Genomic DNA, 26,075 nt, shown 5'->3' with positions numbered 1-26,075 from the left:
CGTCGGGCCGCCCGGGGGTCACGGTTGGAAGCCGTCGGGCAGCAGCCGAGCCAGCGCGCGGACCGCCCGGTACTGCAACGCCTTGATCGCACCCTCGTTCTTGCCCATCGCCCGGGCCGTCTCCGCCACGGAGAAGCCCTGGAGGAAGCGGAGCACGATGCACTCCTGCTGCTCCGGGTTGAGCTGCTTGACGGCGCTGAGCAGGGCGACGTTCGTGATGTGCTCGACCACCGCCGCCTCCGGGCTGCCCTCCGGTCCCCGGTCCTCGCGGTCGGCGTCGAGGACGTCCCCGGTGGTCACCTCCAGCCGGTACCGGCCGGACTTGAAGTGGTCCGCGACGAGGTTGCGGGCGATCGTCACCAGCCACGCCCCGAGGTCCCGACCCTGCCAGGTGAAGCTGCCGATCCGCTTGAGCGCGCGCAGGAAGGTGTCGGACGTGAGGTCCTCCGCCAGTTGGCGGTTGCCGACGCGGAAGTAGACGAACCGGAAGACCGTGTCGACGTACCGGTCGTAGATCAGACCGAAGGCCTCGGCCTCACCGGCCTGCGCCCGCTCGACCAGCGCCCAGACCTCGGTGGCCGGGTCGGACGGGTCGGGGCGGCTCGGGAAGCCGGTCGTGGTGCCGGGCGTGGCGGCGGACACCGCCGGCAGCACCGCGGTCTCCGTGGTGGACGGGTCGGCCGTGGTCGGCGGGTCGGTGGCCCGACGGCCCTGCACCGGCATCGTCGGTCGGGCCGGTGTCGCGACCCGGCCGCCGATCGGCTTGGCGTTCCCGCCCGGCGTCGCCGGTCGCACCGGCGGCTCGTTGTGGTGCGGTCGGTTACGCAGGCGGTTCGACGCCCCGTCGCCACGGGTGGCGAGGCTGCCCGTGTCCTCCACCGGGCCCCGGGCGGCCGGGCGTTCGTTCGTCGCGGGGCGTGGGGCCGGACCGGTCAGGCCGAGCGGGCGGTCCGCGTAGCCGAAGGTCGTCATCGGGCCACCTCCGTCCCGCCGGTCACACGCCGCGCGCCCGGCGCGCCGGGGACGCGGGAGGCGGGCAGGGCGGGTCGGGGGCGTGCCGACAGGCGGCAGATCCCCTTGAGGTGCTGGTCCAATGCGCTCACGGGCACGGGGGCCTCCTCGGGCTGAGGGGTGTCGACTCACGGCAAATGGGGTGAGCCGACCCGAGTGATGATAGGGCCAACGTCACCCGCGCGTGGCAAGTCCGTTACACAGGGCCGAAGTATTTCCCGCGGTGTCGCACAAATGGCGGACCGGTTGTCCGTCGTGTGCGGTTGACTTTCGGATTTGCCGGTGATCCGCAATGGATTCCCAGGTAGAGCGCCTGCGGCGAGCCGACTCGGCGGTCCGCTCGACCCGGTCGGCCGAGGGTGGGTCGGTGTGTCGGCCGGATCCGGTGTGTCCTGTGGACGGGACCGAAGACGTCACGGCAGGCGTCGAACGTCGGTCCTGTCGGCGGGACCGAGCCGGATATCTATCGAGGATTGCCGATGCCGGCGGGCGACATTCGGCGTGGGTCCCGTTGCGGCATGGCCGGCCGACCCGGCCTGTGCCAGACTCAGCGACCGTGCAGGACGCAACCGGAAGCACCCTGTCGACCCTCGCCGACCGGCTCCGCCGGGCGGCCGCCGCCCACGGCGACCGCCCCGCGCTGCACTGGCGCGACGACACCCTGACCTGGTCCGAACTGGACGCCGCGGTGACCGCCGTCGCGCACGCGTTGGCCGCGCAGGCGCCCGGCGCCGACCGGCATCCGCCCCGGGTCGCGATCGCGCTCGGCAACACGCCGGACTTCGTGGTCAGCTACCTGGCCACGCTCCGTGCCGGCCTGGTCGCGGTGCCGGTCAACCCCGCCTTCACCGCCCGCGAACTGACCCACGTCCTCGCGGACTCGGGCGCGTCCGTGCTGATCGGCACCGCGCCGGTGCGCGACCGCGTCGCCGAGGTGGCCGGCGACCTGCCGGCCCTCGCCGCCGTGCACACCACGCCGCCGACAGCGGACGGTGACGGCGCGTTTCCCGCCCGGAGCGGGGACGACCTGGCCGTGCTGCTCTACACCTCCGGCACCGAGGGGCGGCCGAAGGGGGCGATGCTGTCGCACCGCGCCCTGGCGGCCAACCACGAGCAGGTCGACCGCATCGAGCCGCCCGTGGTGGGCCCGGACGACACGGTGCTGCTCGCGTTGCCGCTGTTCCACGCGTACGGGCTCAACTCCGGGCTCGGCGCGGTCGTCCACCATGGCGCCACCGGGGTGCTCGTCGACGACCTCGGCGGCGACGCGGGACTGGCGGAGATCGCCCGGCACCGGGTGACCGTGCTGGTCGGCGTACCGTCGATGGTCGCGGCCTGGTCCACGGCGGACCCCGGGACCGCCGCGACGGCGCTGGCGTCGGTGCGGGTCGCGGTCTGCGGCGCGGCACCGCTGGAGCCGGCCGCCGCGGCGCGCTTCAGCGAGGCCACCGGGCTGCCGGTGCATGTCGGGTACGGGCTGACGGAGACCGCTCCCGTGCTCACCTCCACCCTCGTGGGCGGGGAGCCGAAGCCCGGCTCGATCGGTCGCCCGCTGCCCGGTGTGGAGCTGCGGCTGGTCGCGCCGGACGGCACCGACCTGTGGCGGGACGGCGTGGCGGTGCCCGACGAGGACGCCGACGAGCTGGACATCGCCGACACGGCCCCGGGCGCCGACCCGGGCCAGATCGTGGTGCGCGGGGCCAACCTGTTCTCCGGCTACTGGCCCGACGGGCGGGACGGGCCCGACGCCGACGGCTGGTGGGCGACCGGGGACGTGGCGTACGCCGACGAGGACGGCGACCTGTTCCTGGTCGACCGGATCGGCGAGCTGATCCTCGTCAACGGCTTCAACGTCTACCCGCACGAGGTCGAGTTGGTGCTCGCCGCGTACCCGGGCGTGGCGGAGTCGGCGGTACTGGGTGTGCCGCACCCGCGGACCGGCGAGACTGTCCAGGCGTACGTGGTGCCGGAGCCGGGGCGGGAGGTGACGGCGGAGGAGCTGCTCGCCCACTGCGCCCGCAACCTGGCCCGCTTCAAGTGCCCGACCGCCGTCGAGTTCGTCGACGAGTTGCCGTACTCGGCGATCGGGAAGGTCCGCAAGACGCTGCTCCGGCCACCGGCCGGGGCGATGCCCGCGACGCCGGCCCCGGCGGCGGCGCCGGCCAGCCACCCGCCGGTCCCGGCCGGCACGACGGAGGAGACCGATGCGTGAACCCCGCCTCACCCTGATCACCCGGCCGGGCTGCCACCTCTGCGAGGACGCGAAGGCGGCGCTGGACCGGGTGGTGTCGGTCACCGGGGACCGGTGGATCGAGAAGGACGTGACCGGCGACATCGAGCTGGAGCGGGAGTACGGCGACCGGTTGCCGGTGGTGCTGCTCGACGGCAAGGAGCACGGCTACTGGCGCGTCGAGGAGGACCGGCTGCTGCGCGACCTCACCACCCCGCAGCTCTGACCGCCCCGAATGTAGGGTGCGGCGATGACCCCTGCGCACCCCCACCTGGTCTGGGACTGGAACGGCACCCTGCTCAACGACCTGGACCTGGTCGTGGCGTCCACCAACGCGGCCTTCGCCAGCGTCGGCGGGCCGGCGGTCACCGCCGACGAGCACCGGGTCCGGTTCCGCCGGCCGATCGCGGACTACTACGCGGAGGTGCTCGGGCAGGCGGTCGACGACGAGGCGTTCGGTCGGCTCGACAAGATCTTCCACGACGCGTACCGGGACGGGCTGACGACCTGCGCGCTGGCGCACGACGCGGTCGAGGCGATGTCGTCCTGGCCGGGTGGCCAGTCGTTGCTGTCCATGTGGTTCCACGACGAGCTGGTGCCGGCCGTCCACACGTACGGGCTGACCGGCCGCTTCCTGCGGGTCGACGGGTTGCGGGCGACGGTCGGCGGTGACCGCAAGGCCGAGTCGCTGGCCCGGCACCTGGCCGAGCTGGGGGTCGACGGCCGGGACGTGGTGCTGATCGGCGACTCCCTCGACGACGCCGACGCCGCCCTGTCCGTGGGCGGCCGCGCGGTCCTCTACACCGGCGGCTTCACCGACCCCGCCCGCCTGAAGTCCTCCGGCCACCCGGTGGCCGACACCCTCACCGAAGCAGTAACCCTGGCCCACACCCTGTAACCCGCCCCGTGGCCCCCGCCCGCCCCCGCCCCCCCCGCCCCCGCTTGCGTTGATCATGGAGTTGGCGGGTGCTTTGATCTCCGGACCACCCGTCAATTTCATGATCGACGGGGTTCGGCTCGGGCGTCAGGTGCGGAGGTAGGTCAGGACGGCGCGGACCCGGCGGTGTTGTTCCGTGTCCGGGGGCAGGTCGAGCTTGGTGAAGATGTTCCGGACGTGCTTCTCCACCGCGCCGTCCGTCACGACCAGGGTGCGGGCGATGGCCGTGTTGGACTGGCCCTCGGCCATCAGAGCGAGCACCTCCCGCTCCCGCGGCGTCAGGTTGCGCAGCGGGTCGTCGCGGCGGCGCCGGGCGAAGAGCTGGCCGATCACCTCGGGGTCGAGCACGGTGCCGCCACGGGAGACCCGCTCCAGCGCGTCGAGGAACTCGCCGATCGCGGCCACCCGGTCCTTGAGCAGGTAGCCGATCCCGGCCCCGGTGGCGAGCAGGTCGTCGGCGTACGACACCTCGACGTACTGGGACAGCACCAGGATCGGGGTCCGGGGCACCAGCCGCCGGGCCTCCACCGCCGCGCGCAACCCCTCGTCGGTGTGCGACGGAGGCATCCGGACGTCGACGATCGACACGTCCGGTCGGTGGGCCTCCACCGCCGCCACCAGGGCGTCACCGTCGCCGACGGCGGCCACCACGTCGTGCCCGCGTTCGGTGAGCAGCCGGACCAGCCCCTCCCGGAGCAGGACGGCGTCGTCGGCGATCACGATCCGCATGGCCGGTTGTCTACCACGTCGGCACTACGCCCGGCCGGCTCGTCGTCCGGCAGCCGTCGCCGCGGCTCACCGCGGGAGGTCCGCGCGTACCTCGGTGGGGCCGCCGGCCGGGCTGGTCACGGTGAGCCGGCCGCCGGCCGCCCGGACGCGGTCGGCGATGCCGGCCAGCCCGTGGCCCTTGGCCAGGTGCGCGCCGCCCTCGCCGTCGTCCTGCACGGCGACCCACAGCAGCGGGCCGTCCCGCTCCACGATGACGCGGCACTCGGTGGCCCGGCTGTGCTTCGCCACGTTGGTCAGCGCCTCCGCGACGACGAAGTACGCCGTGCTCTCGACCGCCGGGTCGAGCCGACCGCCGGACGCGCCGAGCGCGGGGTCGACCCGCAGCTCGATCGGGATCAGCCCGCGCCCGGCGAGCGCGGCCAGGGCGCTCGGCAGGCCCCGGTCGACCAGGATGGGCGGCGCGATGCCCCGGGACAGGGCGCGCAGCTCGGCGAGGGTCTCCCGGGTCTGGGCGACCGCCTCGTCCAGCGTCCGGCGGGCCGCCTCCGGATCGGACGCGAGCTGCTCGCGCGCCCGGCTGAGGTCCATCGCGAGCCGGACCAGGCGCTGCTGAGGCCCGTCGTGGATGTCGCGCTCCAGCCGGCGCAGCGCGCTCGCCTCGGCGGACACGGCCGCGCGCTTCTGCTCCTCGAGAGTGGTGATGCGGTTGCGCATCTCGGCCACCCCGGTCAGCAGCGAGCGGGCCAGGCCGGCCTGGAGCCGGGCGCAGGCACGGGCGACCAACGGCAGGGTGAACAGGAAGAACACGCCGATGGCGGAGTTCAGGAAGATCCGTGCGCCGGTGCCGTCGCCCATCCCGAGGAGCTGGCTCAGGTCCTGGTCGTCCGGGCCGCGCGGGATCGCCCAGTCGTACGCCCCGTAGAGGGTGCCGGCGAGGACCGGCAGGCCGAGCGTGGTTACCAGCAGGGCGGCGGTGAGTGAGATCCCGGCCACGGCGAGCACGAAGCCGACCAGCGCGAGCGGCAGGCCGAAGAGCACGTAGCCCGAGTCGCGCAGGACCTGACGGGCGACGCTGCGGACGGGTGTGACGGGGGCCGGTGCGGTGCCCACTGGTACGGCGGTCATGCAGCGAGGCTATGGGCCGGTGGCCGTCCGGCCCATCCCGTACACCGCCCTCCGGACAGTGGTGCTGGCCCTACCGCGGGTCGATCCGGGATGTGACGCGCCCGCGCGCGATTGGTCAGAGAAGTCGCAATTGAGCAATAATCGGCGGGCGGCGCCGGCGGAGGCCGCCGGATCGATCTTGCGGAATGGAGGGCCTGGTGGAGCCGCGTCGCGCGCGACCAAGATCGCGATTTGTGCGTGTCTTCACAAGCGCCTACGCTGTAGTTCCGACGCGCACTGCTAGCACAGCCGGCAACCTCGGTCGCCAGCGGGAGTCCCTCAGCGGCCGACCGGCGGAGTTGGCCCAGGATCGCACCGCACGGAGTCGCATGAGTCAGCACCGCCACCCAGGCGCGCCCGACCGCCCCGGGGCCGTCCCCGCGCTGCCGGACCTGCCCGAGGCGACCGTCGCCCGGCTCCCCGAGTACCTCCGTGCCCTGCACAACCTGGCCGAAACCGGCCACGAGACGGTGTCGAGCGAGGGGCTGGCCAGCGCCGCCGGGGTGAACTCCGCCAAGCTCCGCAAGGACCTGTCGCACCTGGGGTCGTACGGCACCCGGGGCGTGGGCTACGACGTGGCCCTGCTGATCGACCAGATCGAGTACGTGCTCGGGCTCACCCATCGGCGGTCGGTCGCCCTGGTCGGGGTGGGTAATCTCGGTCACGCCCTGGCCGGCTACGACGGCTTCGCCACCCGTGGCTTCCGCATCGCCGCGCTCTTCGACGCCGACCCGTCCCGCGTCGGTGAGGAGATCAACGGACTGGTCGTCCGGCACGTCGACGAGCTGCCCGGGGTCGCCGCCGAGGAGTCGATCGCGATCGGCGTGATCGCCACCCCCGCCGCCGCCGCGCAGCGCGTCGCCGACCAGCTGGTCGCCGCCGGCGTGACGAGCATCCTGAACTTCGCGCCCTGCGTACTCTCGGTTCCGGACGGTGTCGACGTGCGCAAGGTCGACCTCGCCATCGAGCTGCAGATCCTGTCGTTCCACGAGCACCGCAAGGCGTCCCTGACCGCGCTCCCCGCCACCGGCGGGTCCACCCTCACCGCCCTGCCCGGCGGCCTCGCGGTCACCGACCCCCAGGAGGCGATCGGCACGTGAAACTGCTCGTCGTCGGTGCGTCCTACCGCACCGCTCCCGTCGCCACGCTGGAGAAGCTCGCGGTCGCGCCCGCCGATCTCACCCGCACCCTGGACCGGCTGGTCGCGCAGCCGTACGTCACCGAGGCCGTGCTCGTCTCCACCTGCAACCGGGTGGAGGTGTACGCCGCCGTGTCCGGCTTCCACGGCGGTCTGGGCGACATCTGCGCCGTCCTGGCCGAGCAGGCCGGCTGCCAGCCGGCGGCGCTCGCCAACCACCTGTACGTGCACTTCGACGCCGCCGCCGTCGACCACGTCTTCCGGGTCGCCGCCGGCCTGGACTCGATGGTGGTGGGCGAGGCGCAGATCCTCGGCCAGGTCCGTGACGCGTACCACTGGGCGTCCGGCGCCGACACCACCGGCCGGTTGCTGCACGAGCTGATGCAGCAGGCGCTGCGGGTGGGCAAGCGGGCCCACTCCGAGACCGGCATCGACCGCGCCGGGCAGAGCGTGGTCACCGCCGCGCTCGACCTCGCCGCCGAACTGCTCGACGGCGACCTGACCGGCCGTCCGGCGCTGGTCGTCGGGGCGGGCGCCATGGGCTCGCTCGGCGTGGCGACCCTCTCCCGGCTGGGTGCCGGGCCGATCACCGTGACCAACCGCGGTGCCGACCGGGCGGTCCGGCTGGCCGAGTCGTACGGCGCCGCCGCCGCGCCGATGGCCGAGCTGACCGCGACGCTCTCCACGGTGGACATCGTCGTGGCCGCCACCGCCGCCACCGAGCCGGTCCTCACCCGCGAGGTCGTGACCCGGGCGCTCGCCGACCGGGACCCGGCCCGCGGCCCGCTGGTCCTGCTCGACCTGGCCGTCCCGCGCGACGTCGAGGCCGGCGTCGCCGAGCTGCCCGGCGTCGAGGTGATCGACATCGACCGGATGGCCGCGCTGATCGCCGACGGCCCGGCCGCCGCCGACGCCGCCGCCGTCGAGGGGATCGTCGTCGGCGAGGTCGACGCCTTCCTCACCTGGCTGCGGGGCGCCGACGTCGCGCCGACCGTCGCCGCCCTGCGGGGCCGCGCCGACGACGTGGTCAGCGCCGAGCTGCGCCGGCTCGCCCAGCGCCGCCCCGACCTCACCGACGACCAGCGGGCCGAGGTGGCCCGGACGGTGCACCGCGTCGTCCAGCGCCTGCTGCACCAGCCAACCGTGCGGGTCCGCCAGCTCGCCGCCGAACCCGGCGGCGACCAGTACGCGGCCCTGCTGCGCGAGCTGTTCGACCTCCAGGTGCCGCAGACCTCACCGGTCGACACCGTTCCCGACGTGGTGGAGCCCGAGGTCGTCCCGCCGCTCGGCGGCACCGCCGGCCTTCCACCGCTCGACGGCGCCGCCGGCCTCCCGCCGCGCGGCCACGCCGTCGACGTCCCACCCACCGGAGGTGAGCGATGAGCACCACCCCCCTGCGCCTCGGCACCCGGGGTAGCGCCCTGGCGATGGCCCAGTCCGGGCACGTCGCCGAGGCGCTGACCGCTGCCACCGGCCGCCCGGTGGAGCTGGTCGAGGTGGTGACCGCCGGCGACCGCTCGAACGCCCCGGTGCACCGGCTCGGTGTCGGCGTGTTCGTGTCGGCGCTGCGTGACGCCCTCGCCGCCCGCACCATCGACTTCGCGGTGCACTCGTACAAGGACCTGCCCACCGCGGCGGCCCCCGGCCTGCACATCGCGGCGGTCCCGCCCCGGCAGGACCCACGTGACGCGCTCGTCGCCCGGGACGGCCGTACGCTCGCCGAGCTCCCGCCCGGCGCGCGGATCGGCACCGGCGCCCTGCGCCGGATGGCCCAGCTGTACGCCCTCGGGCTGCAGCTGGAGGTCCAGCCCATCCGGGGCAACGTCGACACCCGCCTGGCGCGGGTGCTCGGCCCCGAGGCCGACCTGGACGCCGTCGTCCTGGCCCGGGCCGGGCTCGCCCGGCTCGGCCGGACCGACATGATCACCGAGACGCTCGACCCGATGCTGATGCTGCCCGCGCCTGCCCAGGGGGCGCTGGCCGTGGAGTGCCGGATCGACGATCCGGACCTGGTCGAGCTGCTCGCCGTGCTCGACCACGCACCGTCCCGCGCCGCGGTCGTCGCGGAGCGGGCGCTGCTGGCCACCCTGGAGGCCGGGTGCAGCGCACCGGTCGCCGCCTACGCCGAGCTCGCCGAGGGCGACGCCGGTGAAGAGATCTACCTGCGCGGGGCGGTGATCAGCCCGGACGGCACCCGTGACCTCCGGCTGTCCCGCACCGGAACGCCCGCCGACGCGGCGGAGATCGGTAAGGCACTCGCCGCCGAACTCCTCGACCTCGGCGCCGACTCGATCCTCGGCCAGGAAGGACACACCGGCCCGGGGACCCAGCAATTTGGGAGCACAGAATGACCCGCACCCGTAAGCCCGTAGGCCGTATCGCGTTCGTCGGGGCCGGTCCCGGCGACCCGGGCCTGCTGACCCGCCGGGCGCACGACGCCCTGGTCGACGCCGACCAGGTGGTGTACGACCGGGGAGTCCCCGAGTCGCTGCTCGACGTCGTCCGCGCGGAGGCGAAGGAGGACGCCCAGTTCACTCCGGCCGAGGGCGCGCCGGGTGACGTGGCGAAGGTGCTGATCTCGGCGGCCCGTTCCGGGCTGAACGCGGTGCACCTGGTCGCCGGGGACCCGTTCGGCCACGAGTCGGTGGTCAAGGAGGTGCAGGCGGTCGCGCGTACGGCCGCGCACTTCGAGGTGGTGCCGGGCGTCGGGCAGGCCGAGGGTGTGGCGACGTACGCGGGCGTGCCGCTGCCGGGCGTCCGCACGGTCGCCGACGCCGAGGACGTGACCACGCTGGACTTCGACGCGCTGGCCGCGGCCGTCGCGCGCGGCTCGCTGGCGCTCGCGGTGGACGCGGGCGACCTCGCCGCGGTCCGGGACGGGCTGCTCGCCGCCGGCGTCGACGGGGTCACCGCCGTCGGGGTGACCGGCGACGGCACGGGCGAGACGCAGTACACCACCACGTCGACCGTCGACTCCTTCGTCGCGGCGGCGCTCGGCTTCACCGGCCGGGTCGTGCTCACCGTCGGCGACGGCGTCGGCCAGCGGGACAAGCTGAGCTGGTGGGAGAACCGCCCGCTGTACGGCTGGAAGGTGCTCGTCCCCCGGACCAAGGAGCAGGCCGGCGCGATGAGTGCGCGGCTGCGTGCGTACGGCGCCATCCCCTGCGAGGTGCCGACCATCGCGGTCGAGCCGCCGCGCACCCCCGCCCAGATGGAGCGGGCGGTCAAGGGCCTGGTCGACGGCCGGTATGCCTGGGTGATCTTCACCTCGGTGAACGCGGTCCGCGCGGTGTGGGAGAAGTTCGCCGAGCACGGTCTCGACGCTCGCCACTTCGGCGGCGTCAAGATCGCCTGCATCGGTGAGGCGACCGCCGACGCCGTCCGCGCGTTCGGCATCCAGCCGGAGCTGATCCCGTCCGGGGAACAGTCCTCGGAGGGCCTGCTGGCCGAGTTCTCGCCGCACGACGAGGTGCTCGACCCGGTCGGCCGGGTGCTGCTGCCGCGCGCCGACATCGCCACCGAGACGCTCGCCGCCGGGCTCACCGAGCGCGGCTGGGAGGTCGACGACGTGACCGCGTACCGGACGGTCCGGGCGGCCCCGCCGCCGGCCGAGATCCGCGACGCCATCAAGTCGGGCGGGTTCGACGCCGTGCTCTTCACGTCGTCGTCCACGGTCCGGAACCTGGTCGGCATCGCGGGGAAGCCGCACGCGCGTACCGTTGTTGCTGTCATCGGGCCCAAGACGGCGGAGACCGCCACCGAGTTCGGCCTCCGGGTCGACGTGCAGCCTCAGCACGCCTCGGTGCCCGACCTGGTGGAGGCGCTGGCCGCCTACGCCGTCGAGCTGCGCGAGAAGCTCGCCGCCATGCCGGCGAAGCAGCGGCGCGGTTCGAAGGTGCAGGGGCCGACCGCCCTGAGGTTCCGCTGACCCTGGAGGCTTCCGTGCCGTACCCCGAGATCCGGCCCCGCCGGCTGCGTCGCAACGCCGCCGTGCGGCGGCTGGTCTCCGAGACCCGCGTCGACCCGGCCGAGCTGGTCCTTCCGATGTTCGTCAAGGAGGGGCTGGCCGAGCCGCGGGCCGTGGCGTCGCTCCCGGGGGTGCTCCAGCACTCCCGGGACTCGCTCCGCAAGGCCGCTGTCGAGGCGGTCCAGGCCGGGGTAGGCGGGATCATGCTCTTCGGGGTGCCGGAGTCGCGGGACGAACGCGGCTCGGGCGGGATCGACCCGGACGGCATCCTCAACGTCGCCATCCGGGACGTGGTCTCCGAGGTGGGCGACGCCACGGTCGTGATGAGCGACCTGTGCCTGGACGAGTTCACCTCGCACGGGCACTGCGGCCTGCTCACCCCCGACGGCGGGGTGGACAACGACGCCACCCTGGCCGCGTACGCGGAGATGGCGGTGGCCCAGGCCGCCGCCGGGGTCCACGTGGTCGGGCCATCCGGCATGATGGACGGCCAGGTCGGCGTGGCCCGCCGGGCCCTGGACGCCGCCGGGCACCAGGACGTCGGCATCCTCGCGTACGCCGTGAAGTACGCCTCGGCGTTCTACGGCCCCTTCCGGGACGCGGTGGAGTCGGCGCTGGAGGGCGACCGCCGTACCTACCAGCAGGACCCGGCGAACCTGCGGGAGTCGCTGCGCGAGGTCGAGCTGGACGTCGCCGAGGGCGCCGACATGGTGATGGTCAAGCCGGCGCTGCCGTACCTCGACGTGGTCGCGGCGGTCCGGGCCGCGGTGGACGTCCCGGTCGCCGCCTACCAGGTCTCCGGCGAGTACGCGATGGTCGAGGCGGCCGCTGCGAACGGCTGGATCGACCGTGAGCGGGTGATGCTGGAGACGCTCACCTCGATCCGGCGGGCCGGCGCGCAGATCATCCTCACCTACTGGGCGGTCGAGGCCGCCGGCCTGCTCCGCCAGCGCTACTGAACGCTGACGCGTCAGGCACACGCCTCCCACCCGGGATCGGTTCCCACCCCACGTCGGCCCGTCTCTGGCGCGCGGGTTGAAGCAGAGCAAAAGGCGGCGGAGAGGGTCGGAGGGGGCGCCTACCGTCGTTGTCCACAGGCTTATCCACAGGGGTTGTCGCGCCGGCCGCCGAGCCGGGACAGTCTCGACATGACCTCCGCCTTCGACCCGCCGACACCGGCCCGACCCTCGGCCCGTTTCCGGTCGAGGGGCTTGTCCGCCGGGCACGCCGGATCCTCGGCCTCAGCCAGATCCGCATGGCACGCTTCGGTCGCGCAGAACCGGACCGTTCCGCGCCCGCCGAGCCCGCGCAACTACCGGTGACGGCCCGTCGGCCAGGAGCGAGACCTGGCCGACGGGCCGTCGATGAAACGGGGCGACGAGGGTCAGTCGTCGTTGACGATCGTGCCGGCGCCGAGCGGGTCGGCCAGGCGGAGCCCCGGCACCCCGGCCACCAGCAGCGTCAGCTTCTCGTCGCCCTCAAGCTTCCGGTCACCGCGCACGGTCACCGGGAACGTGAGGGTCGTCTGACCGGCCGCCAGGGTCTTGCACCCGACGTACGACTCGTAGTCCGAGCCGGACTGGGCGGTCGTCCCGTAGGTCGCGGCGCAGACCAGGACCGGCTGGGACAGCGGCCGCGAGACGGTGACGGTGAAGGCGAGCTGGGTGGTGTCCCGGTCGCCCTCGACCACCGACGCGTCTCCCACGCTCAGGGAGGCGCGGGAGCGGAACCGGGCCACCTGCGGGTCGTGGTCGCTGGAGCCGCGCGTGCCGTCACCGGCGTGCTCGGCCGGCCAGTCGGCGTTGATGTGCGCGGCCCGCATCCGCACCAGGTCGCCGTGCAGCGCCTCGTTCACGAACAGGTGGTCCAGCGTCTGCGCCTGCCCCTCGAAGCTGTACGAGTACGCGGACGACGGCGCGTCGGCGAGCAGGTCCTCCCAGAGGTTGCGCAGCCCCGCCTCGTACAGCGGGCCGAGCTGGTCCGACGGGGTCGGGTCCGCCCCGGTCGCGATCGGGTCATCGGGGCGCGGGAACACGTTCAGGTCGCCGCCGTACACCACGCGCGCGTTCGGGTCGGACGCCTCGATCGCCGTCACGATCGCGGCACCGTACGCGGCCTGCTCCCGGCGCTGCCCCACCCGGCTGTCCGGACCGGACGAGTAGTGGTTGCTGGCCGCCCACACCGTGAACCGCTCGCTCGACCCGGGCTCGGCGGCCACGGTGAACTTGCCCAGCTGCGGCGCCCGGGTGAAGACGTTGTCGCCGTCCTTGCCGGTGGAGGTGTCCACATCGGACGGCAGCACCGCGTTGAGCGCCTTCGGGTTCTGCACGTCCGCGTTGGACGGCAGCCCCGCGGCGCGGTACTGCACCGTCGGCGACGAGCCCAGCAGCGGGTCGTCGGCGGTCGCCTCGGCCAGCGAGACGCGGTCGGTGCGGTAGAGGAAGGCCGCCGTGATGCCCCGGGCGTCCGCGCCGGTGCGGTCGTACGCGGCCGCGTAGGCGGGACCGCCGTTCGCGGCGATGGTCAACGCCAGCTCCTGGAGGGTGTCCGGCGCGCCGTCGGCGTTGTTCGTGGTGCCGCAGACCAGCTCGCTGCCGCTGACCGTGCAGATGTCCTGGTCCTCCGCCTCCTGCACGAGGATCAGGTCGGGGGAGTGCAGGTCGGTGGTGATCTGGTCGGCCAGCGCGGCGAGCTGATCCCGGTACTCCTGCTCGCTGCCCGGCACGTAGTCGAACGGCGGGCGGACCCCGGTGCAGCCGGCGTTGCCGGTGAAGTCGCAGCCGTCGAACGGGTCGTCGCGGAAGTCGTACAGGTTCTCCACGTTGTACGTCGCGACCGCGAACTCCTCCGACCGCTTGGCCGGCTGCGGCGGGTTGTTCTTCGACGGGTCGGCCCCGGCGGTGAACGCGGCCGTCTCGACCTGGACGCCGTACTTCTCGAACGAGTAGTAGAGGCCACCGACCGCGTCGCCGGTCAGGGTGTCGAAGGTGTGCGCCGGCGGCAGCAGCGCGCCACTGTCACCGGTGGTGCCCTTGACGCCCATGCTGCCCAGCATGATCCGCTGGCCGTTGCCGTCGTCGAAGGTACGGGTCGGGTCGTTGTCGAGCGGGTGCGTGTCCCGGAAGACCCGGCGGGTGTACGGGTCGGCGCGGTCGAGCAGCGGGTCGTCCCGGTCGATGACGAACGTCTCGGCGTCGGCGGTGGAGGCGAAGACGTTCCGCCCGCTCACCGCGGCGCTGCCGGCGCGGACCCGGAGCCGGGCGCCCTCGTGCCGCTCCCAGAAGCGCTGCGCGTCGGCCAGGTCGACCGGCGGAACCGCGTCGGTCACCGCGACCACCGCGTCCACGTCCAGCCCGGAGGCGAGCTTGCGGACCAGCGACGCGCTGGAGAGCTGGGTCATGTTGAAGTACTCGGAGACGCGGGCGCGCAGCACCACCTCGTCGCCGACGGTCGGCACGTAGCCGCCGACGAGCGACGTGAACGAGCCCATGAAGACGAAGATGCCGTCGGAGCTGGTCGGGTCGCCGTCGGTGGCGTCGGAGCGGCTCTGGAGGAAGAAGCCGTGCTGGTCCCGGCCGGACGAGTCACGGGCCAGGGTGCGCTGGGTGATCACGCCGCGGACGTCGTGCAGCGCGCTGCTGGTCCCGTTGCCGCTGGCCGGCGCGAGCGGCGAGCGGTCGGCCGGGCCGGCCTCGGCGTCCGTGGTCGGGCCCTGCACCTCGCCGACGGCCAGCTCCCGGGTCACCTGCACGGCCAGGGTGCAGGTGGCGGTGGTGCCGTCCGCGTCGGTCGCGGTCAGGACCACGGAGTACGCCCCGGCGGCCAGGTCGGCGCTCGCGGTGACGGTGGCCCGGGCGGTGCCGCCGGCCGCGTCGGCGGGGGTGACCGCCGTACGGCTGATCGAGCCGGCGGCCGGCGTCGGGCTGACCGAGGTGACGGCCAGGTCGACGATCCGGTCGTCCGGGTCGGTGGCGGTCACCTCGCGGGTCGCGGCGGTGCCGGCCGGGGTGACGAGCGCGCCGCCGCACGTGACGGTGGCCGGCGCGTCGACCGGGCCGCCGCCGTCGGTCGTGTGGGCGCCGAGCCCGTCGACCGTGTCGACGGCGAAGCCCGCCCACTGGGCGGCCGGGTCGAAGGCGTCGGCGGGATCGGTGTCGCCGGCCGTGACGCCGCCCAGGCGGCGCAGCGTGTTGTCGGCGGTGCTGGTCACGCCCGTGCCCCACTCGGCGCCCGGGTCCACGCCGACCTGGCCGATCGCGTCGAGCACGGTGTCACCGCGCCGCAGGACGATCGCGTCGTCGCCGTTGAACAGGCCGGCGCCGGTGGTCTGGTCGGCCTGGGCGAGGATCGCGGCGTTCGCCGACGAGTGGGCGAAGACGTGGACGTCACCCGCCGCGACCGTGCCGGTCAAGGGGAAGGCCGTCGGCGTGGTGGAGCCGTTGAAGTACAGCAGCAGCTGGTAGCCGCCGGCGCTCAGGTCGATCGGCGCGCCGGTGCCGTTGAAGAGCTCGATCGCCTTGTTGTTGGACGAGCCTTCGACGTACTCCGAGATGAACAGGTCGGTGGGCGCGGCGCTGGCCGCGGTGGGTGCGACTGCGACCGCCGTGACGGTGACGGCGGCGGTGGCGGTCGCGAGCGCGGCGAGTGTGCGGCGCGGGCGCATGGAGCCTCCACGGTGGGTGGACGTGAACTAACGCACGTTAAGGGGCGTGGTTGACCGCCGTCCATCCCCCGACGGACCGTTTCGTGAACTTCTCAGCGCCCCGCGTCGAGCCGATGGACGAGGTCGGCCACGTCCACGCTGTACTCGCACCACTCGCGGTCGGGGCGGTACCCCAGCTCGGCGTTGACCTTGAGCATCGCCTCGTTGGCCTGGGCGTTCCAGGTCTGCACCTCGGCAAGCTGGGGCTCGGCCGAGCGCAGCTCCAGCAGCATGCGTGCCTTGATGGCCCGGTCGATGCCGTAGCCGCGGTGGTCCTGGACGACGATCGTGTCGTACTGGTCGGCGCGGGTGGGGTGCTGGGCCGGCACCACCACCTCGGTCAGGCCGGCCACCTCGCCGGTCTGCTCGTGCAGGGCGAGCACGATGTACGGCTTCATGCCCCGCCGGTGCAGGCAGTCCAGGCTGTCGCGCAGCCGCTGCGGGTCGTACGAGCTGGGGCGCAGTTCGCCGTCCTCGATGTCGCGCACCTCGGCCTTGGCGCGCGCGTACGCCTCGATCAGCTCGTCGGGCGGCCCGCCGGGGTGGAACTCCAGGTGGTACCCCGCGCCGATGCCGGTGGACATCTCGGTCAGCTCGGCCCAGTCCACCGCGGAGAGGTCGAGCACGCTGCGGGTCTCCACGTACTCCTTGGCGAAGCCGAGCGCCTCGTAGAAGGCGACCGCCGGGGTGTCGCCGACGACCTCGACGCCGATCGACTGGAACCCCTCCTGGTAGACCCGGCGGGCGGCGGTCAGGACCAGCTCGCGGCCGAGGCCGGTGCGCCGCGCGGACGGGTGCACCAGCACCTCGAGCACGCCGATGTCGCCGAGCAGCAGCACGTGGACCTGCCCCAGGATCGCCCCCGGGACGCCGTTGGAGGCCGGCTCCGCCTGGGCGACCCAGGAGATCCGTCGCTCGCCGGGCATCACCTCGGCCAGGTATTCCCGCAGGGAATGCTCCTGCCACGGCGGATCCTGCGGCAGATCGGCCGCCAGGACCGCGTTCAGCGTGTCCAGCAGCGACGCGATCTCGGCGGACGACGCGGTCCTGGGGTCCCACTCGCGCACCATCACCCGTCTAGCTTGCCGCTAACGGCTGCTCGGCGGAAGTGTCCAGTTCTCCAATGTATGCGGACGATCACGTCACGTGCGGCTGGCCTGCCCGTACTGGTTGGCCTTGTCGAACACGTCCTGCGCGTACCGCCGGACGTCGTTGTACGACAGGATGGCGTTCCACCAGTCACCGGCGATGGTCAGGTTGCGGCCGCCCTTGCACAGGTAGTTCGCGGCGGCCAGGGCGGCGTCGTCGATGTCGTGCGGGTCCTTGCGGCCGTCGTTGTCCGCGTCGGCGCCGACCTCCTGCCAGGTGGTCGGGATGAACTGCATCGGCCCGATCGCCCGGTCGTAGATCGTGTCCCGGTCGAGCGCACCACGGTCGGTGTCGCGGATCAGCATCCGGTTGTCCCGCCCGTCCAGCGGGAGGCCGATGATCTCGGGGGCGGCTCGGCCGTCCGTGCCGAGCCGGGCGCCGTTGGCCTGCCCGTGCGCGGACTCGACGTGCCCGATCGCGGCCAGCGTGGTCCAGCTCAGCGCGCAGCTCCGGTTGGTCTGGGCGAGGACCAGCTCGGCGTACCCGTACGCCTGCATGGCCACCGGGGCGATGCCCACCTTCGGGCCGATCTGGGCCGCCCACCCGGCGAGGGCGTCGGCGGGCCGGCCGGTGCCGGGCGCCGGGACGACGGTGCCGCCGGTGGGCGCCACGGCCGTCGGCCCGCCGAGCGGCGGCAGCGTCGTGGCCGGCAGCGGTGCGCCCGCCGCCAGGGTCGGGTCGGGAGCGGTCGTCGGTGCCCCCGCGCTGGCGTCGACCGCGACCGGCCGGGACCGTACGGCCGCGGGCACCAGCAGGGCACCGGCCGCGGCGGTCGCCGCGACCAGGAACAGCAGGAAGACGCCGGGTAGGGTGAGCCGGCCGCTGGGGCGCCGCGACCAGTCGCGGACCGCCCGTGTCGCACCCACCGCCAACTGTCTCGGCCGGGTACGTACGGCGTGCGCGAAGGGGACCCGGCGCCGCCGGGCTGCCGCGGGCCGGTGCGGGGCGGCCGGGTCGAGCGGAGCCAGCGGGTCGACCCGGGTGACCGTGAGGTCGTCGCCGGTGCGCGGCGGCGCCGCCGTCGACGGTCCCTCCGTAGGCGCCCCGCCCTTGGTCGTCGTCACCGGCTCCGGATCGGCCTGCGCCGCGGGCCGGTCGTCCGTCCGCGCCGCGGGAGGGTCGTCCGTCCGCGCTGCCTCGTCGTCGGTGTGCGGCGCCTCGTCGTCGGCGGGTGTCGCCGATCGCAGCCACGGCCGGCGCGGGCGGGGCACCGGCGCGAGCGGCTCGTCCGGGGCGGCGCCGGAGCCGGCGACCGGCCCGTCGGGCGGCGCGGCCGGCCGGAGGGGTCGAAGGTTCGTCCTGTCCTCGCCGTCCACCACCCGTCGAGTATCACCCATGTTCCGCGTGGCGTCAGGACCGGTCCTAGGCTGGTGTCATGCCCCGGTACGAGTTCCGCTGCCGCGCCTGCGGCGACACCTTCGAGGTCAACCGTCCGATGGCGCGGGCCGCCGAGCCGGCGTCCTGCCCGCAGGGGCACGACGACACGGTCAAGCTGCTGTCCACGATCGCGGTGACCGGCCGCGGCGGGGCGGGCGCGCCCACCCCGGCGCCGAGCGGTGGCGGCTGCTGCGGCGGCGGCTGCGGCTGCTGAAACGCACTCGGAGTCCGTCGGTACGGCCCCCGCGCTTGCCCGCACGAGGTGCTAGTGGCACGTTGGGGCGGAGCCGGGACGGCCGTTCTCACGATGCGTGACGGCTTGCCTTCAGGCAGCATGAACCCGACGTCACGGGGCGGAGGTTCCACGCATGTCGCCACGGATCCACCTCCCGGCTGGGTGGGTGACCTTCGTCTTCACCGACATCGAGGGTTCGACCCGGCTGGCCCAGCTGCTCGGCCCCGACTACCGGCCGGTGCTGCGGGAACACCGGCGCCTGCTGCGCCGGACCATCGCCGCCACCGAAGGCGCGGAGCTGCTCACCGAGGGGGACTCGTTCTTCCTGGCCTTCGGTGACGCGTCCGCCGCGCTGACCGCCTGCCTGACCGCCCAGCGGGCCCTGGCCAGTCATGACTGGCCGACGCAGGAGGCCGTGCCCCGGGTGCGGATGGGCCTGCACACCGGGTGGGCCGAGCCGCGCGACGGCGAGTACGCGAGCCCCGAGGTCCACCGCGCCGCCCGGGTCGCCGCGGCCGCGCACGGCGGGCAGGTGCTCTGTTCCGCGGCGACGGCGAGGCATGCCGACCCGCTGCCGTCCGGCGCGTCCCTGCTCGACCTCGGCCTGCACCGGCTGCGCGGCTTCGACGACCGGGAGCGACTGTTCCAGCTCGTCGCCCCGGGGCTGGAGCGGCAGTTCCCGCGCCCGCGTACCGCCGACGCGGTGGCGCACAACCTGCCGACCCAGGTCACCTCGTTCGTGGGCCGGCAGAACGAGTGCGCCGAACTGCGGCGGCTGGTGGAGGGGCACCGGCTGGTCACCGTGCTCGGTGCGGGTGGCGCCGGCAAGACCCGCCTCGCCGTGGAACTCGCCAGCGACCTGGTCGAGTCCTATCCGGACGGGGTGTGGTTCGTCGACATCGCCACCGTCACCGACCCGGGTCTGGTGGCGTTCGCCATCGCCGCCGTGCTCGGCCTCCGCCCGGAGCCGGGCCGTCCGATGGTGGACACCCTGGTGGAGTACGCGGCCGCCCGTCAGATGCTCGTCCTCCTCGACACCTGTGACGCCCAGCCGGCCGCGTCGGCCGAGGTGATCTCCCGGCTGCTCGCCGGCGGGATGGGCGTCCGGGTCCTCGCCACCAGCCGGGAGTCGTTCGGTGTGCCCGGCGAGGTGGTGTGGCGGATCCCTCCGCTGTCGGTGGACCCGCCTCCGGACGGCGCGGAGAGCGACGCGGTCGCACTGCTGCTCGACCGGACGGCCGCGGCCCGGGGCGGCCGGCAGCCGGACCCGGCCGAGTCAGCCGACCTGCGCCGGGTCGTGCAGCGGCTGGACGGCCTGCCGCTCGCCATCGAGCTGGCCGCCGCCCGGCTGCGGGTGCTCTCCGTCGGCCAGCTCGCCGAACGACTCGACGACGTGCTGGGCACCCTGGACGCCGGCCGGGACGACCCGGAGCCGCCGCCGGCCGATCGCGGCTGGATGGGCAACCAGCAGGACACCGTGGACCTGGTCGCGGCGGCGGCCGGGATGAGCCCGCCCAGTCCGGCCACGCGCGCGGTGCAGCGGTCGGCGACGGAACGGCACCTCACCATGCAGGCCACCGTCACGTGGTCGTACCGGACGCTCGGGCCGCGCGCCGCCCGGCTGCTGCGGTGGTTGGCGGTGTTCGCCGGACCGGTGGACCTGCCGACCGTGGAGTGGCTGCTCGAGGACGATCCGCTCGACCCGCTGTCGGTCCTGGTGGACAAGTCGATGGTGCTGGCCGAGCCGCACGCCTCGGGCAGCACGTACCGGATGCTCGACCCGATCCGCGCGTACGCGGCCCGGCGGCTGGTGGACGCGGGGGAGGAGCAGGCCGCCCGGGACCGGCACGTGGCCTGGTCCGCCCACGCGCTCCAGCGGGCGCACCTCGGTCCGGACGGCCGGCCGGCGACCCTCTCGCTGTACGCGCTCGACCCGCTCGCCGGTGAGCTTCGCGCCGCGCTGCGCTGGTGCGCCACGGGCGGCAGCGCCCGGGCGGGGCTGGAGCTGGCCGGTGGGCTGGACCAGTGGTGGCGGGAGCGGGGGCTGGCCCGGGAGGGGCGGCTCTGGCTGTCCCGGCTGTACGGCCGGATCGCCGAGACCGGGGAGCGGATCCCGGAGGCGGAGCTGGCGGCGGCGTACCACATGCACTCGCTGCACGCCGGTGCCGACGGCGAGTTCGCCGAGGAGCTGCGCTTCTCGCAGCGCGCGGAGGAGGCGGCGCGGCAGGCCGGCGACGCGGGCCTGCTCGCCCGGGTCCTGGCCGGTCGGGCGGCCCCCCTGGTCGACATGGGACAGTTCGCCGAGGCCGAGCGGGTGTGCCGGGAGGTGATCGATTGGGCGCACCGGCAGGACGTGGTGGGTGACGCCCTGTTCGCCGTGTTCAGCCTGGCCGAGCTGCTCTGGTGCCGGGGCGCGCTGGACGAGGCGGCCGAGCTGCTCGGCGCGGCCCGCCCGGTGGAGGCGGCCCGCCCGCTGGAGCGTGGCCGGCGCTCGGTGGACATGCTGCTCGGCCTGGTCGCGCTGGCCCGGGGGGATCTGATCGCCGCGCACGAGCACCTGCTGGTGGCGCTCCGCTCCCGCATGGCGCACGGCTTCCACGGCCGCGCCTGCGACACGCTGCACGCGATCGCGGTGCGCTGCGCCGCCGGGGGTGACCCGCTGACCGCCGCGCGGCTGTTCGGGGCGGCGCAGGCGACGCGGGCGAGCCTGCGCTGCACACCGGGCATCTACGGCGCGTACTGGGCGCAGCGGCAGGCGGAACTCCGCGCGGTGCTGGGCGACACGGCCTTCGACGACGCGTACGCCGTGGGCGCGGAACTGAGCCTGGAGGAGGCGGCGGCGGTGGCGCTCGGCGTAGAGCACCCCGACCTGGCCGCGGACTCGACCCGTTTCGCGACGGGCGCCGCCAACCCCGCTCCCCGCCAACCCACCGGCACCCCCACCCCGACCCCCCACACGGAGCACGCCTGACCCTCACCGCGTTGATCATGAAGTTAGCGGGTGCTTTGATCTCCATATGACCCGCTAACCTCATGATCAACTTGGTGAGTGGGGGTTAGGTGCGGGAGGTGGTGCGGGCGCGGCGTTCGGCGTCGGCCTTCATCCTGGCGGCGCGGTCGATGTCGGACTGCTGGACGGCGGCGACCGAGCCGAAGACGCTGACCGCCTGGTAGTAGGTCCAGGCCAGGCTGTAGCAGGCCGGCCGGACAACCGAGCTGTACGTGGCGCAGACCCGCTTCAGGTCCTCGTAGAAGGCGCTGTCCAGGCGGGCCTTGTTTGACGAGAACAGGCCCATCGCCTTGTAGTTGCGGTACCCGAAGTCGTGCCGGTAGCAGGACAGGGTGAAGTTGAACCCGAGCGGGTTGTCCGGGCTCGACGAGCAGTAGTCGGTGGACCAGTCGAAGGCGTACTCGGACCAGGCGGCCTTGTTCAGCCGACCGGCGTTCCAGGCGTTGTAGCTGGTCGCGCTGGTCTGGGTCCAGCTGGACAGGACGGAGAGCTTCTGCTCGCGGGTGACGGCCGCGGCGGGCGAGGCCAGGCCGAGGGCGACGAGCAGGGTGACCGTGAGCGAGGCGAGGAGGGTGGCGAGGCGTCTGGACACGATTACCTCCGCGAGGGTGTGCGGGACGGCACGTTACCGGCCGGTTACCAGGTGTAGATCAGTGTCGATCCCGTGCCTCGCGCCGACCTCGCGGCGGTCTCAACAATTCGTTGCCGGCGCCTAAACAGACGAATGCCCCGGGCGCCAGGGGCACCCGGGGCGTTCATCGAGGAAGGGTCAGCGGACGAAGGCCGGCGAGCTGGCCGGTCCCTCGTTGGCCACCCGGCCGAGCGCCCGCACGTAGTAGGTGTACGAGCGGCCCGCCCCGGCGGTGGTGTCCACCCAGGACTCGACGCCACCGGTCGCCCGGACGGTGTCGACCAGGTGCGCCGCGTCGGCGAAGTCGCACCGGCCGGCCAGGTCGAACCCGTCGAGGCGGTAGATCGCGTACGACGTGGCGGTGCCCAGCGGGCCGCTCCCGTCGGCCGGCTGCCGCCAGGTCAGCCGGATCCCGTCGTCCTGCCGCTCCTTGTCGGTGACCACCGGCATGAGCAGCGGCTCGGCCGGCAGGTGCGGCATCGCCGGCACCAGCGCCGGGCGGGAGTAGTGCTCGGCGGCGTAGATGTCGGTCGCGCCGAGGCGGTTGGCCCGCACCTGGACGGCGGAGAAGTGGACGTTGCCCAGCACCTCGGGGTACTGCCGGTTGAGCGTCAGGTGGTCGGACAGCTCGCGCGGGTTCATCCAGAACGAGCCGTACACCGGGTCGCCGCTCTTGTAGTCGGCCTGTCCGATGTAGAGCTGCACGCGGGTGCCGCGCACCTGCTCCGCCCACCACGGCACCAGGCGCGCGTAGTCGGCGGCCGGGTACTGGCCGATGTACCAGTAGAGCTGCGGCACGACGTAGTCGATCCACTCCTCCTTGATCCACTTACGGGTGTCGGCGGAGATGATGTCGTACGACTGGCTGCCGGTGGTGTCCGAGCCCAGCGGGTCGACGGACTTGTTGCGCCAGATGCCGAACGGGCTGACGCCGAACTTGACCCACGGCTTCTCGGCCTTGATCTTGGCGTTCATCTCCTGGATCAGCAGGTTGATGTTGTCCCGCCGCCAGTCGGCCTTGTTCGTGAAGCCCCGGTTGTGCTCCGCGAACGTCGCGTCGTCCGGCACCTGGTGGGTGCCGCTCGGGTACGGGTAGAAGTAGTCGTCGAAGTGGACGCCGTCGATGTCGTACCGCTTGACCGCGTCGAGCATCGCGGTCTGGACGAACTCGCGGACCGCCGGGATGCCGGGGTTGTAGTAGAGCCGGCTGCCGGCGACGCCGGCCGGCGGGTACGCGAAGACCCAGTCGGGGTGCTCGCGGGCCGGGTGGTTGGGCGCCAGCTTGCTGATGTCGGCGCCGGCGCCGCTCGGTGCGGGCATCGAGACGCGGTACGGGTTGAACCAGGCGTGGAACTCCAGGTTCCGCTTGTGCGCCTCCTCGACGACGAAGGCCAACGGGTCCCAGCCCGGGTTCTTGCCGCGTTCCCCGGTCAGGTACTCCGACCACGGCTCGTACGGCGAGGGCCAGAACGCGTCGGCGGTCGGGCGGATCTGCACGACGACGGCGTTGTGGTTGAGGCGCTCGGCGAGGTCGAGCCAGCCCAGGTACTCGGCCTTCTGCGCCGCGATCTGGTCCGGTGCGGTCCAGGAGCCCTTGGTGGGCCAGTCGATGTTGGTGACCGACGCGATCCACATGGCACGGAACTGCCGCTTCGGGGTGGCCGGGTCGGTGGTGCAGGTCGTGGTGGAGGCGCTGGCCGTGTCGGGTGCCGCGGTCGCCGGGGTGGTGGCGACGAGCGCCCCCAGCAGCGCCGCGGCGAGCCCGGCGGCGCCGAGCCGAGTTGCCTTCATGCGGTGTGTCCCTTCGTTGGGCCCCCGTGACAGGGTTCGAGCGGCGCCCTCGGCAACATCCGCCGCTGACTAGGTTCCGCTGGTAGAAAATTTTCACACCGTACGCGCTCCGCGCAAGGGTCTGCGACTGATCGATCCGTCCGTCGCTTTCCGGGTCCGTCGAGTGGCCCAGCTCACCGTGCGGACCGTGACGACCTACACGCGCCTGGTGGCGACCGGGTTGCGGCGAGAAGTGGGGGTTGAGGCGGATCCGCCCTGGGTAGCTTGGCCCGACGCCGACCACCGCGGGGGTGGTCGAGGGAGGGGTGAGCGCGGTGTCCGTGCTGCGTACCAAACCGATCTCAGACGTCATCGCCCAGAGCGCGGCCGACCGCCGGTGCTGCCGATCGTCTCCGCCCTGGCCTGCCGCTACCTGATGCTCAACCTCTCGGTGGAGACCTGGCTGCGGTTCGGCGTCTGGATGCTGCTCGGCGCCCTGATCTACGTCGGCTACGACTACCGCCGCAACCGCCTGGCCACCCGGGAGCAGGCGCCCTCCCCGGAGACCACCTCGGCGTGACGAGGAGCCACGTAGGGACGGTCGGTAGACACCGACCGTCCCTGGGGTCTGTGCCGAAGTCCCTGGCCGGCCTGCGGCGGGCCCAGGCGCCGACCGAGGACTTCGACCCAGACCCTACGTCGGCGGGACCGTCAGAGACCGTTGGTGAACACCAGCCGGTTCGGCGTGCCGGCCAGGTCGCCCTGGACGACCCCGGTGGTGGCGTTGCCGACCAGCCAGCTGTGCAGGGTCGCCTGCGGGGTGTCGCCGTTCGCGCTCTTGTACAGCGCGGCGATCCCCGCCACGTGCGGCGTGGCCATCGAGGTGCCGTTGAAGACGGCCGTGGTGTTGTTCGGCTGGGTCGACAGGATCGCCGAGCCGGGGGCGTAGAGGTCGACGCAGGCGCCGGTCGAGGAGTAGCTGGCGCGGGCGTCGGTGTTGGTGGAGGCGGCGACGGCCACCGCGGCGGTCACCGCCCGGGGCAGCCGGTCGCAGGAGTCGGCGCCGGTGTTGCCTGCCGAGGTGGCCAGGAAGACACCGGAGTCGATCATGCCGGTGATCGCGGCGGCCATCGTGTCGGAGTAGGTCCAGTTCCACGACGTGTTCGCCACCGCGGGCCGCACCGCGTTGGCGGTCACCCAGTCGATCGCGGCGATGGTGGCCGAGGTCTTGCCGGACCCCCGGCAGTTGAGCATCTTCACCGCGTGCAGGCGGACGCCCTTCGCCACCCCGTACGTCCGGGAGCCGATCGTCCCGGCGACGTGGGTGCCGTGCCCGTCGCAGTCGGTGTCGCGCCGGTCGATGGCGTTGTAGTCGAAGCTGGCCCGTCCCTCGAAGTCCGGGTGGGTGACGTCGATGCCCGTGTCGATGACGTACGCGTGCACGCCGGCGCCGGTCGCGGTGGTGGTGTAGCTCGCCGACAGCGGCAGCGTCCGCTGGTCGACGCGGTCGATACCCCAGGACGGCGGATTGGTCTGCGTGCCCTCGGTGACGTCGTCGAGCCAGGCGTCCTGCTCCACGGCGAGCACCGCGGGATCGCGTCGCAGCGCCTGCACCTGGCCGGCGGTCAGTGTGGCGGCGAACCCGTTGACCGCCCGCTCGTAGACGAAGTGCGGGGTGACCGCCAGGGCGCGGGCGAGGCCGCGCGCGTCGGCTCCCGGTCGCAGCCGGACGATGTAGTCGCCCGCGACCGGCCGGACACCGGGCGCCGCCGACGCCGCGCTGATCGAAGCGAGCGACTCCGACGCGGGTGCCGCCGTGGCCGGTACGGCGAACAGGGCGCTGCCGGCGGCCACCAGCGAGGCGATCAGGACTCGTGATCTCATGCTGCCTCCCAGACTCACCCGGCGTCATCAGGGGTGGAGTGATGACGTCCGTGGTGAGGAGGCACGTTAGGTGGACGGATGTCGAAACGTCAATGGCCTGTCCGGGTCGGTCCCCCGGGCCCTGCCCGCCTCCGTAACCGG

At 73.7% G+C, this 26,075-nt stretch carries 20 protein-coding genes; 11 read left to right on the top strand and 9 right to left on the bottom strand.

All coding sequences use genetic code 11. From position 1 onward, the window contains the following. Nucleotides 1–18: 18 nt before the first annotated feature. Nucleotides 19–972: an ECF subfamily RNA polymerase sigma factor, BldN family gene (locus HCJ94_RS05290; protein ID WP_167999832.1), complete on the bottom strand. Its 954-nt coding sequence runs from the start codon at nucleotides 970–972 to the stop codon at nucleotides 19–21. A gap of 595 nt (nucleotides 973–1,567) precedes the next feature. On the opposite strand from HCJ94_RS05290, the gene HCJ94_RS05285 reads away from it, so the two are divergent. Genes HCJ94_RS05285 through HCJ94_RS05275 form a run of 3 tightly spaced genes read left to right on the top strand, consistent with a single transcriptional unit; the run spans nucleotide 1,568 to nucleotide 4,139 of the window. After that, nucleotides 1,568–3,223, top strand: coding sequence for an AMP-binding protein (locus tag HCJ94_RS05285; protein WP_309227150.1), 1,656 nt, complete (start codon nucleotides 1,568–1,570; stop codon nucleotides 3,221–3,223). Then, complete coding sequence (locus HCJ94_RS05280) at nucleotides 3,216–3,467, top strand: glutaredoxin family protein (RefSeq protein ID WP_167999830.1); 252 nt, start codon at nucleotides 3,216–3,218, stop codon at nucleotides 3,465–3,467. Before HCJ94_RS05285 ends, HCJ94_RS05280 begins: the two co-directional genes overlap by 8 nt. Before the next feature lie 24 nt (nucleotides 3,468–3,491). Continuing rightward, on the top strand, nucleotides 3,492–4,139 hold the full coding sequence (locus tag HCJ94_RS05275) for an HAD family hydrolase (protein WP_167999829.1): 648 nt from the start codon (nucleotides 3,492–3,494) through the stop codon (nucleotides 4,137–4,139). Between the two features lie 126 nt (nucleotides 4,140–4,265). Here HCJ94_RS05275 and HCJ94_RS05270 read toward each other — a convergent pair whose 3' ends face one another. Beyond that, nucleotides 4,266–4,907, bottom strand: coding sequence for a response regulator transcription factor (locus HCJ94_RS05270; RefSeq protein WP_167999828.1), 642 nt, complete (start codon nucleotides 4,905–4,907; stop codon nucleotides 4,266–4,268). A 66-nt stretch (nucleotides 4,908–4,973) separates the two neighbouring features. Next, nucleotides 4,974–6,032: a sensor histidine kinase gene (locus tag HCJ94_RS05265; RefSeq protein ID WP_167999827.1), complete on the bottom strand. Its 1,059-nt coding sequence runs from the start codon at nucleotides 6,030–6,032 to the stop codon at nucleotides 4,974–4,976. Nucleotides 6,033–6,400: 368 nt separating this feature from the next. Between HCJ94_RS05265 and HCJ94_RS05260 the strand changes: the two genes are divergently transcribed. From HCJ94_RS05260 to hemB, 5 genes are read left to right on the top strand one after another with little or no spacing between them, the layout of a single operon-like run. Then, a complete protein-coding gene (locus HCJ94_RS05260; protein WP_167999826.1) occupies nucleotides 6,401–7,171 on the top strand; it encodes a redox-sensing transcriptional repressor Rex in 771 nt (256 codons plus the stop codon). Next, nucleotides 7,168–8,592 carry a glutamyl-tRNA reductase gene (locus HCJ94_RS05255; RefSeq protein WP_167999825.1) on the top strand — a complete coding sequence of 475 codons (1,425 nt, stop codon included), beginning with the start codon at nucleotides 7,168–7,170 and terminating at the stop codon, nucleotides 8,590–8,592. Before HCJ94_RS05260 ends, HCJ94_RS05255 begins: the two co-directional genes overlap by 4 nt. Continuing rightward, complete coding sequence (gene hemC, locus HCJ94_RS05250; protein WP_167999824.1) at nucleotides 8,589–9,560, top strand: hydroxymethylbilane synthase; 972 nt, start codon at nucleotides 8,589–8,591, stop codon at nucleotides 9,558–9,560. Before HCJ94_RS05255 ends, hemC begins: the two co-directional genes overlap by 4 nt. Then, complete coding sequence (locus HCJ94_RS05245; protein WP_167999823.1) at nucleotides 9,557–11,137, top strand: bifunctional uroporphyrinogen-III C-methyltransferase/uroporphyrinogen-III synthase; 1,581 nt, start codon at nucleotides 9,557–9,559, stop codon at nucleotides 11,135–11,137. The genes hemC and HCJ94_RS05245 overlap by 4 nt, the downstream gene beginning before the upstream one ends. A 14-nt stretch (nucleotides 11,138–11,151) precedes the next feature. After that, entirely contained in the window at nucleotides 11,152–12,135 is a 984-nt protein-coding gene (hemB, locus tag HCJ94_RS05240) for a porphobilinogen synthase (RefSeq protein ID WP_167999822.1), read from the top strand. A 425-nt stretch (nucleotides 12,136–12,560) separates the two neighbouring features. Here hemB and HCJ94_RS05235 read toward each other — a convergent pair whose 3' ends face one another. The 3 genes from HCJ94_RS05235 to HCJ94_RS05225 all read right to left on the bottom strand — a co-directional run bounded on the left by HCJ94_RS05235 (nucleotide 12,561) and on the right by HCJ94_RS05225 (nucleotide 18,346). Next, a complete protein-coding gene (locus HCJ94_RS05235; RefSeq protein ID WP_167999821.1) occupies nucleotides 12,561–15,839 on the bottom strand; it encodes a lamin tail domain-containing protein in 3,279 nt (1,092 codons plus the stop codon). Between the two features lie 92 nt (nucleotides 15,840–15,931). Then, entirely contained in the window at nucleotides 15,932–16,948 is a 1,017-nt protein-coding gene (locus tag HCJ94_RS05230) for a GNAT family N-acetyltransferase (RefSeq protein WP_167999981.1), read from the bottom strand. 72 nt (nucleotides 16,949–17,020) lie between these two features. Further along, entirely contained in the window at nucleotides 17,021–18,346 is a 1,326-nt protein-coding gene (locus HCJ94_RS05225) for a lytic murein transglycosylase (RefSeq protein WP_167999820.1), read from the bottom strand. Between the two features lie 56 nt (nucleotides 18,347–18,402). Between HCJ94_RS05225 and HCJ94_RS05220 the strand changes: the two genes are divergently transcribed. Together HCJ94_RS05220 and HCJ94_RS05215 are read left to right on the top strand one after the other, a co-directional pair. Then, nucleotides 18,403–18,618: an FmdB family zinc ribbon protein gene (locus tag HCJ94_RS05220; RefSeq protein ID WP_167999819.1), complete on the top strand. Its 216-nt coding sequence runs from the start codon at nucleotides 18,403–18,405 to the stop codon at nucleotides 18,616–18,618. A gap of 154 nt (nucleotides 18,619–18,772) precedes the next feature. Further along, on the top strand, nucleotides 18,773–21,610 hold the full coding sequence (locus HCJ94_RS05215) for an ATP-binding protein (protein WP_167999818.1): 2,838 nt from the start codon (nucleotides 18,773–18,775) through the stop codon (nucleotides 21,608–21,610). Between the two features lie 85 nt (nucleotides 21,611–21,695). Here HCJ94_RS05215 and HCJ94_RS05210 read toward each other — a convergent pair whose 3' ends face one another. After that, nucleotides 21,696–22,241 (bottom strand): phospholipase, encoded by a 546-nt coding sequence (locus HCJ94_RS05210; protein WP_167999817.1) that lies wholly within the window; start codon nucleotides 22,239–22,241, stop codon nucleotides 21,696–21,698. A gap of 177 nt (nucleotides 22,242–22,418) precedes the next feature. Then, the gene (locus tag HCJ94_RS05205) at nucleotides 22,419–24,071 is read right to left on the bottom strand and encodes a glycoside hydrolase family 10-like protein (RefSeq protein WP_167999816.1); all 1,653 of its coding nucleotides are present in this window, start codon (nucleotides 24,069–24,071) and stop codon (nucleotides 22,419–22,421) included. A gap of 376 nt (nucleotides 24,072–24,447) precedes the next feature. On the opposite strand from HCJ94_RS05205, the gene HCJ94_RS05200 reads away from it, so the two are divergent. Beyond that, nucleotides 24,448–24,630: an amino acid permease C-terminal domain-containing protein gene (locus tag HCJ94_RS05200; protein WP_309227149.1), complete on the top strand. Its 183-nt coding sequence runs from the start codon at nucleotides 24,448–24,450 to the stop codon at nucleotides 24,628–24,630. 131 nt (nucleotides 24,631–24,761) lie between these two features. Here the strand turns inward: HCJ94_RS05200 and HCJ94_RS05195 are convergent, their stop codons facing one another. Continuing rightward, nucleotides 24,762–25,934 carry a S8 family peptidase gene (locus HCJ94_RS05195; RefSeq protein ID WP_167999815.1) on the bottom strand — a complete coding sequence of 391 codons (1,173 nt, stop codon included), beginning with the start codon at nucleotides 25,932–25,934 and terminating at the stop codon, nucleotides 24,762–24,764. Nucleotides 25,935–26,075: the final 141 nt, after the last annotated feature.

Origin of the sequence: Micromonospora thermarum (assembly GCF_012034245.1) — a bacterium.
GTDB lineage: Bacteria > Actinomycetota > Actinomycetes > Mycobacteriales > Micromonosporaceae > Micromonospora > Micromonospora thermarum.
This window is presented reverse-complemented; position numbering and strand designations above follow the sequence as displayed.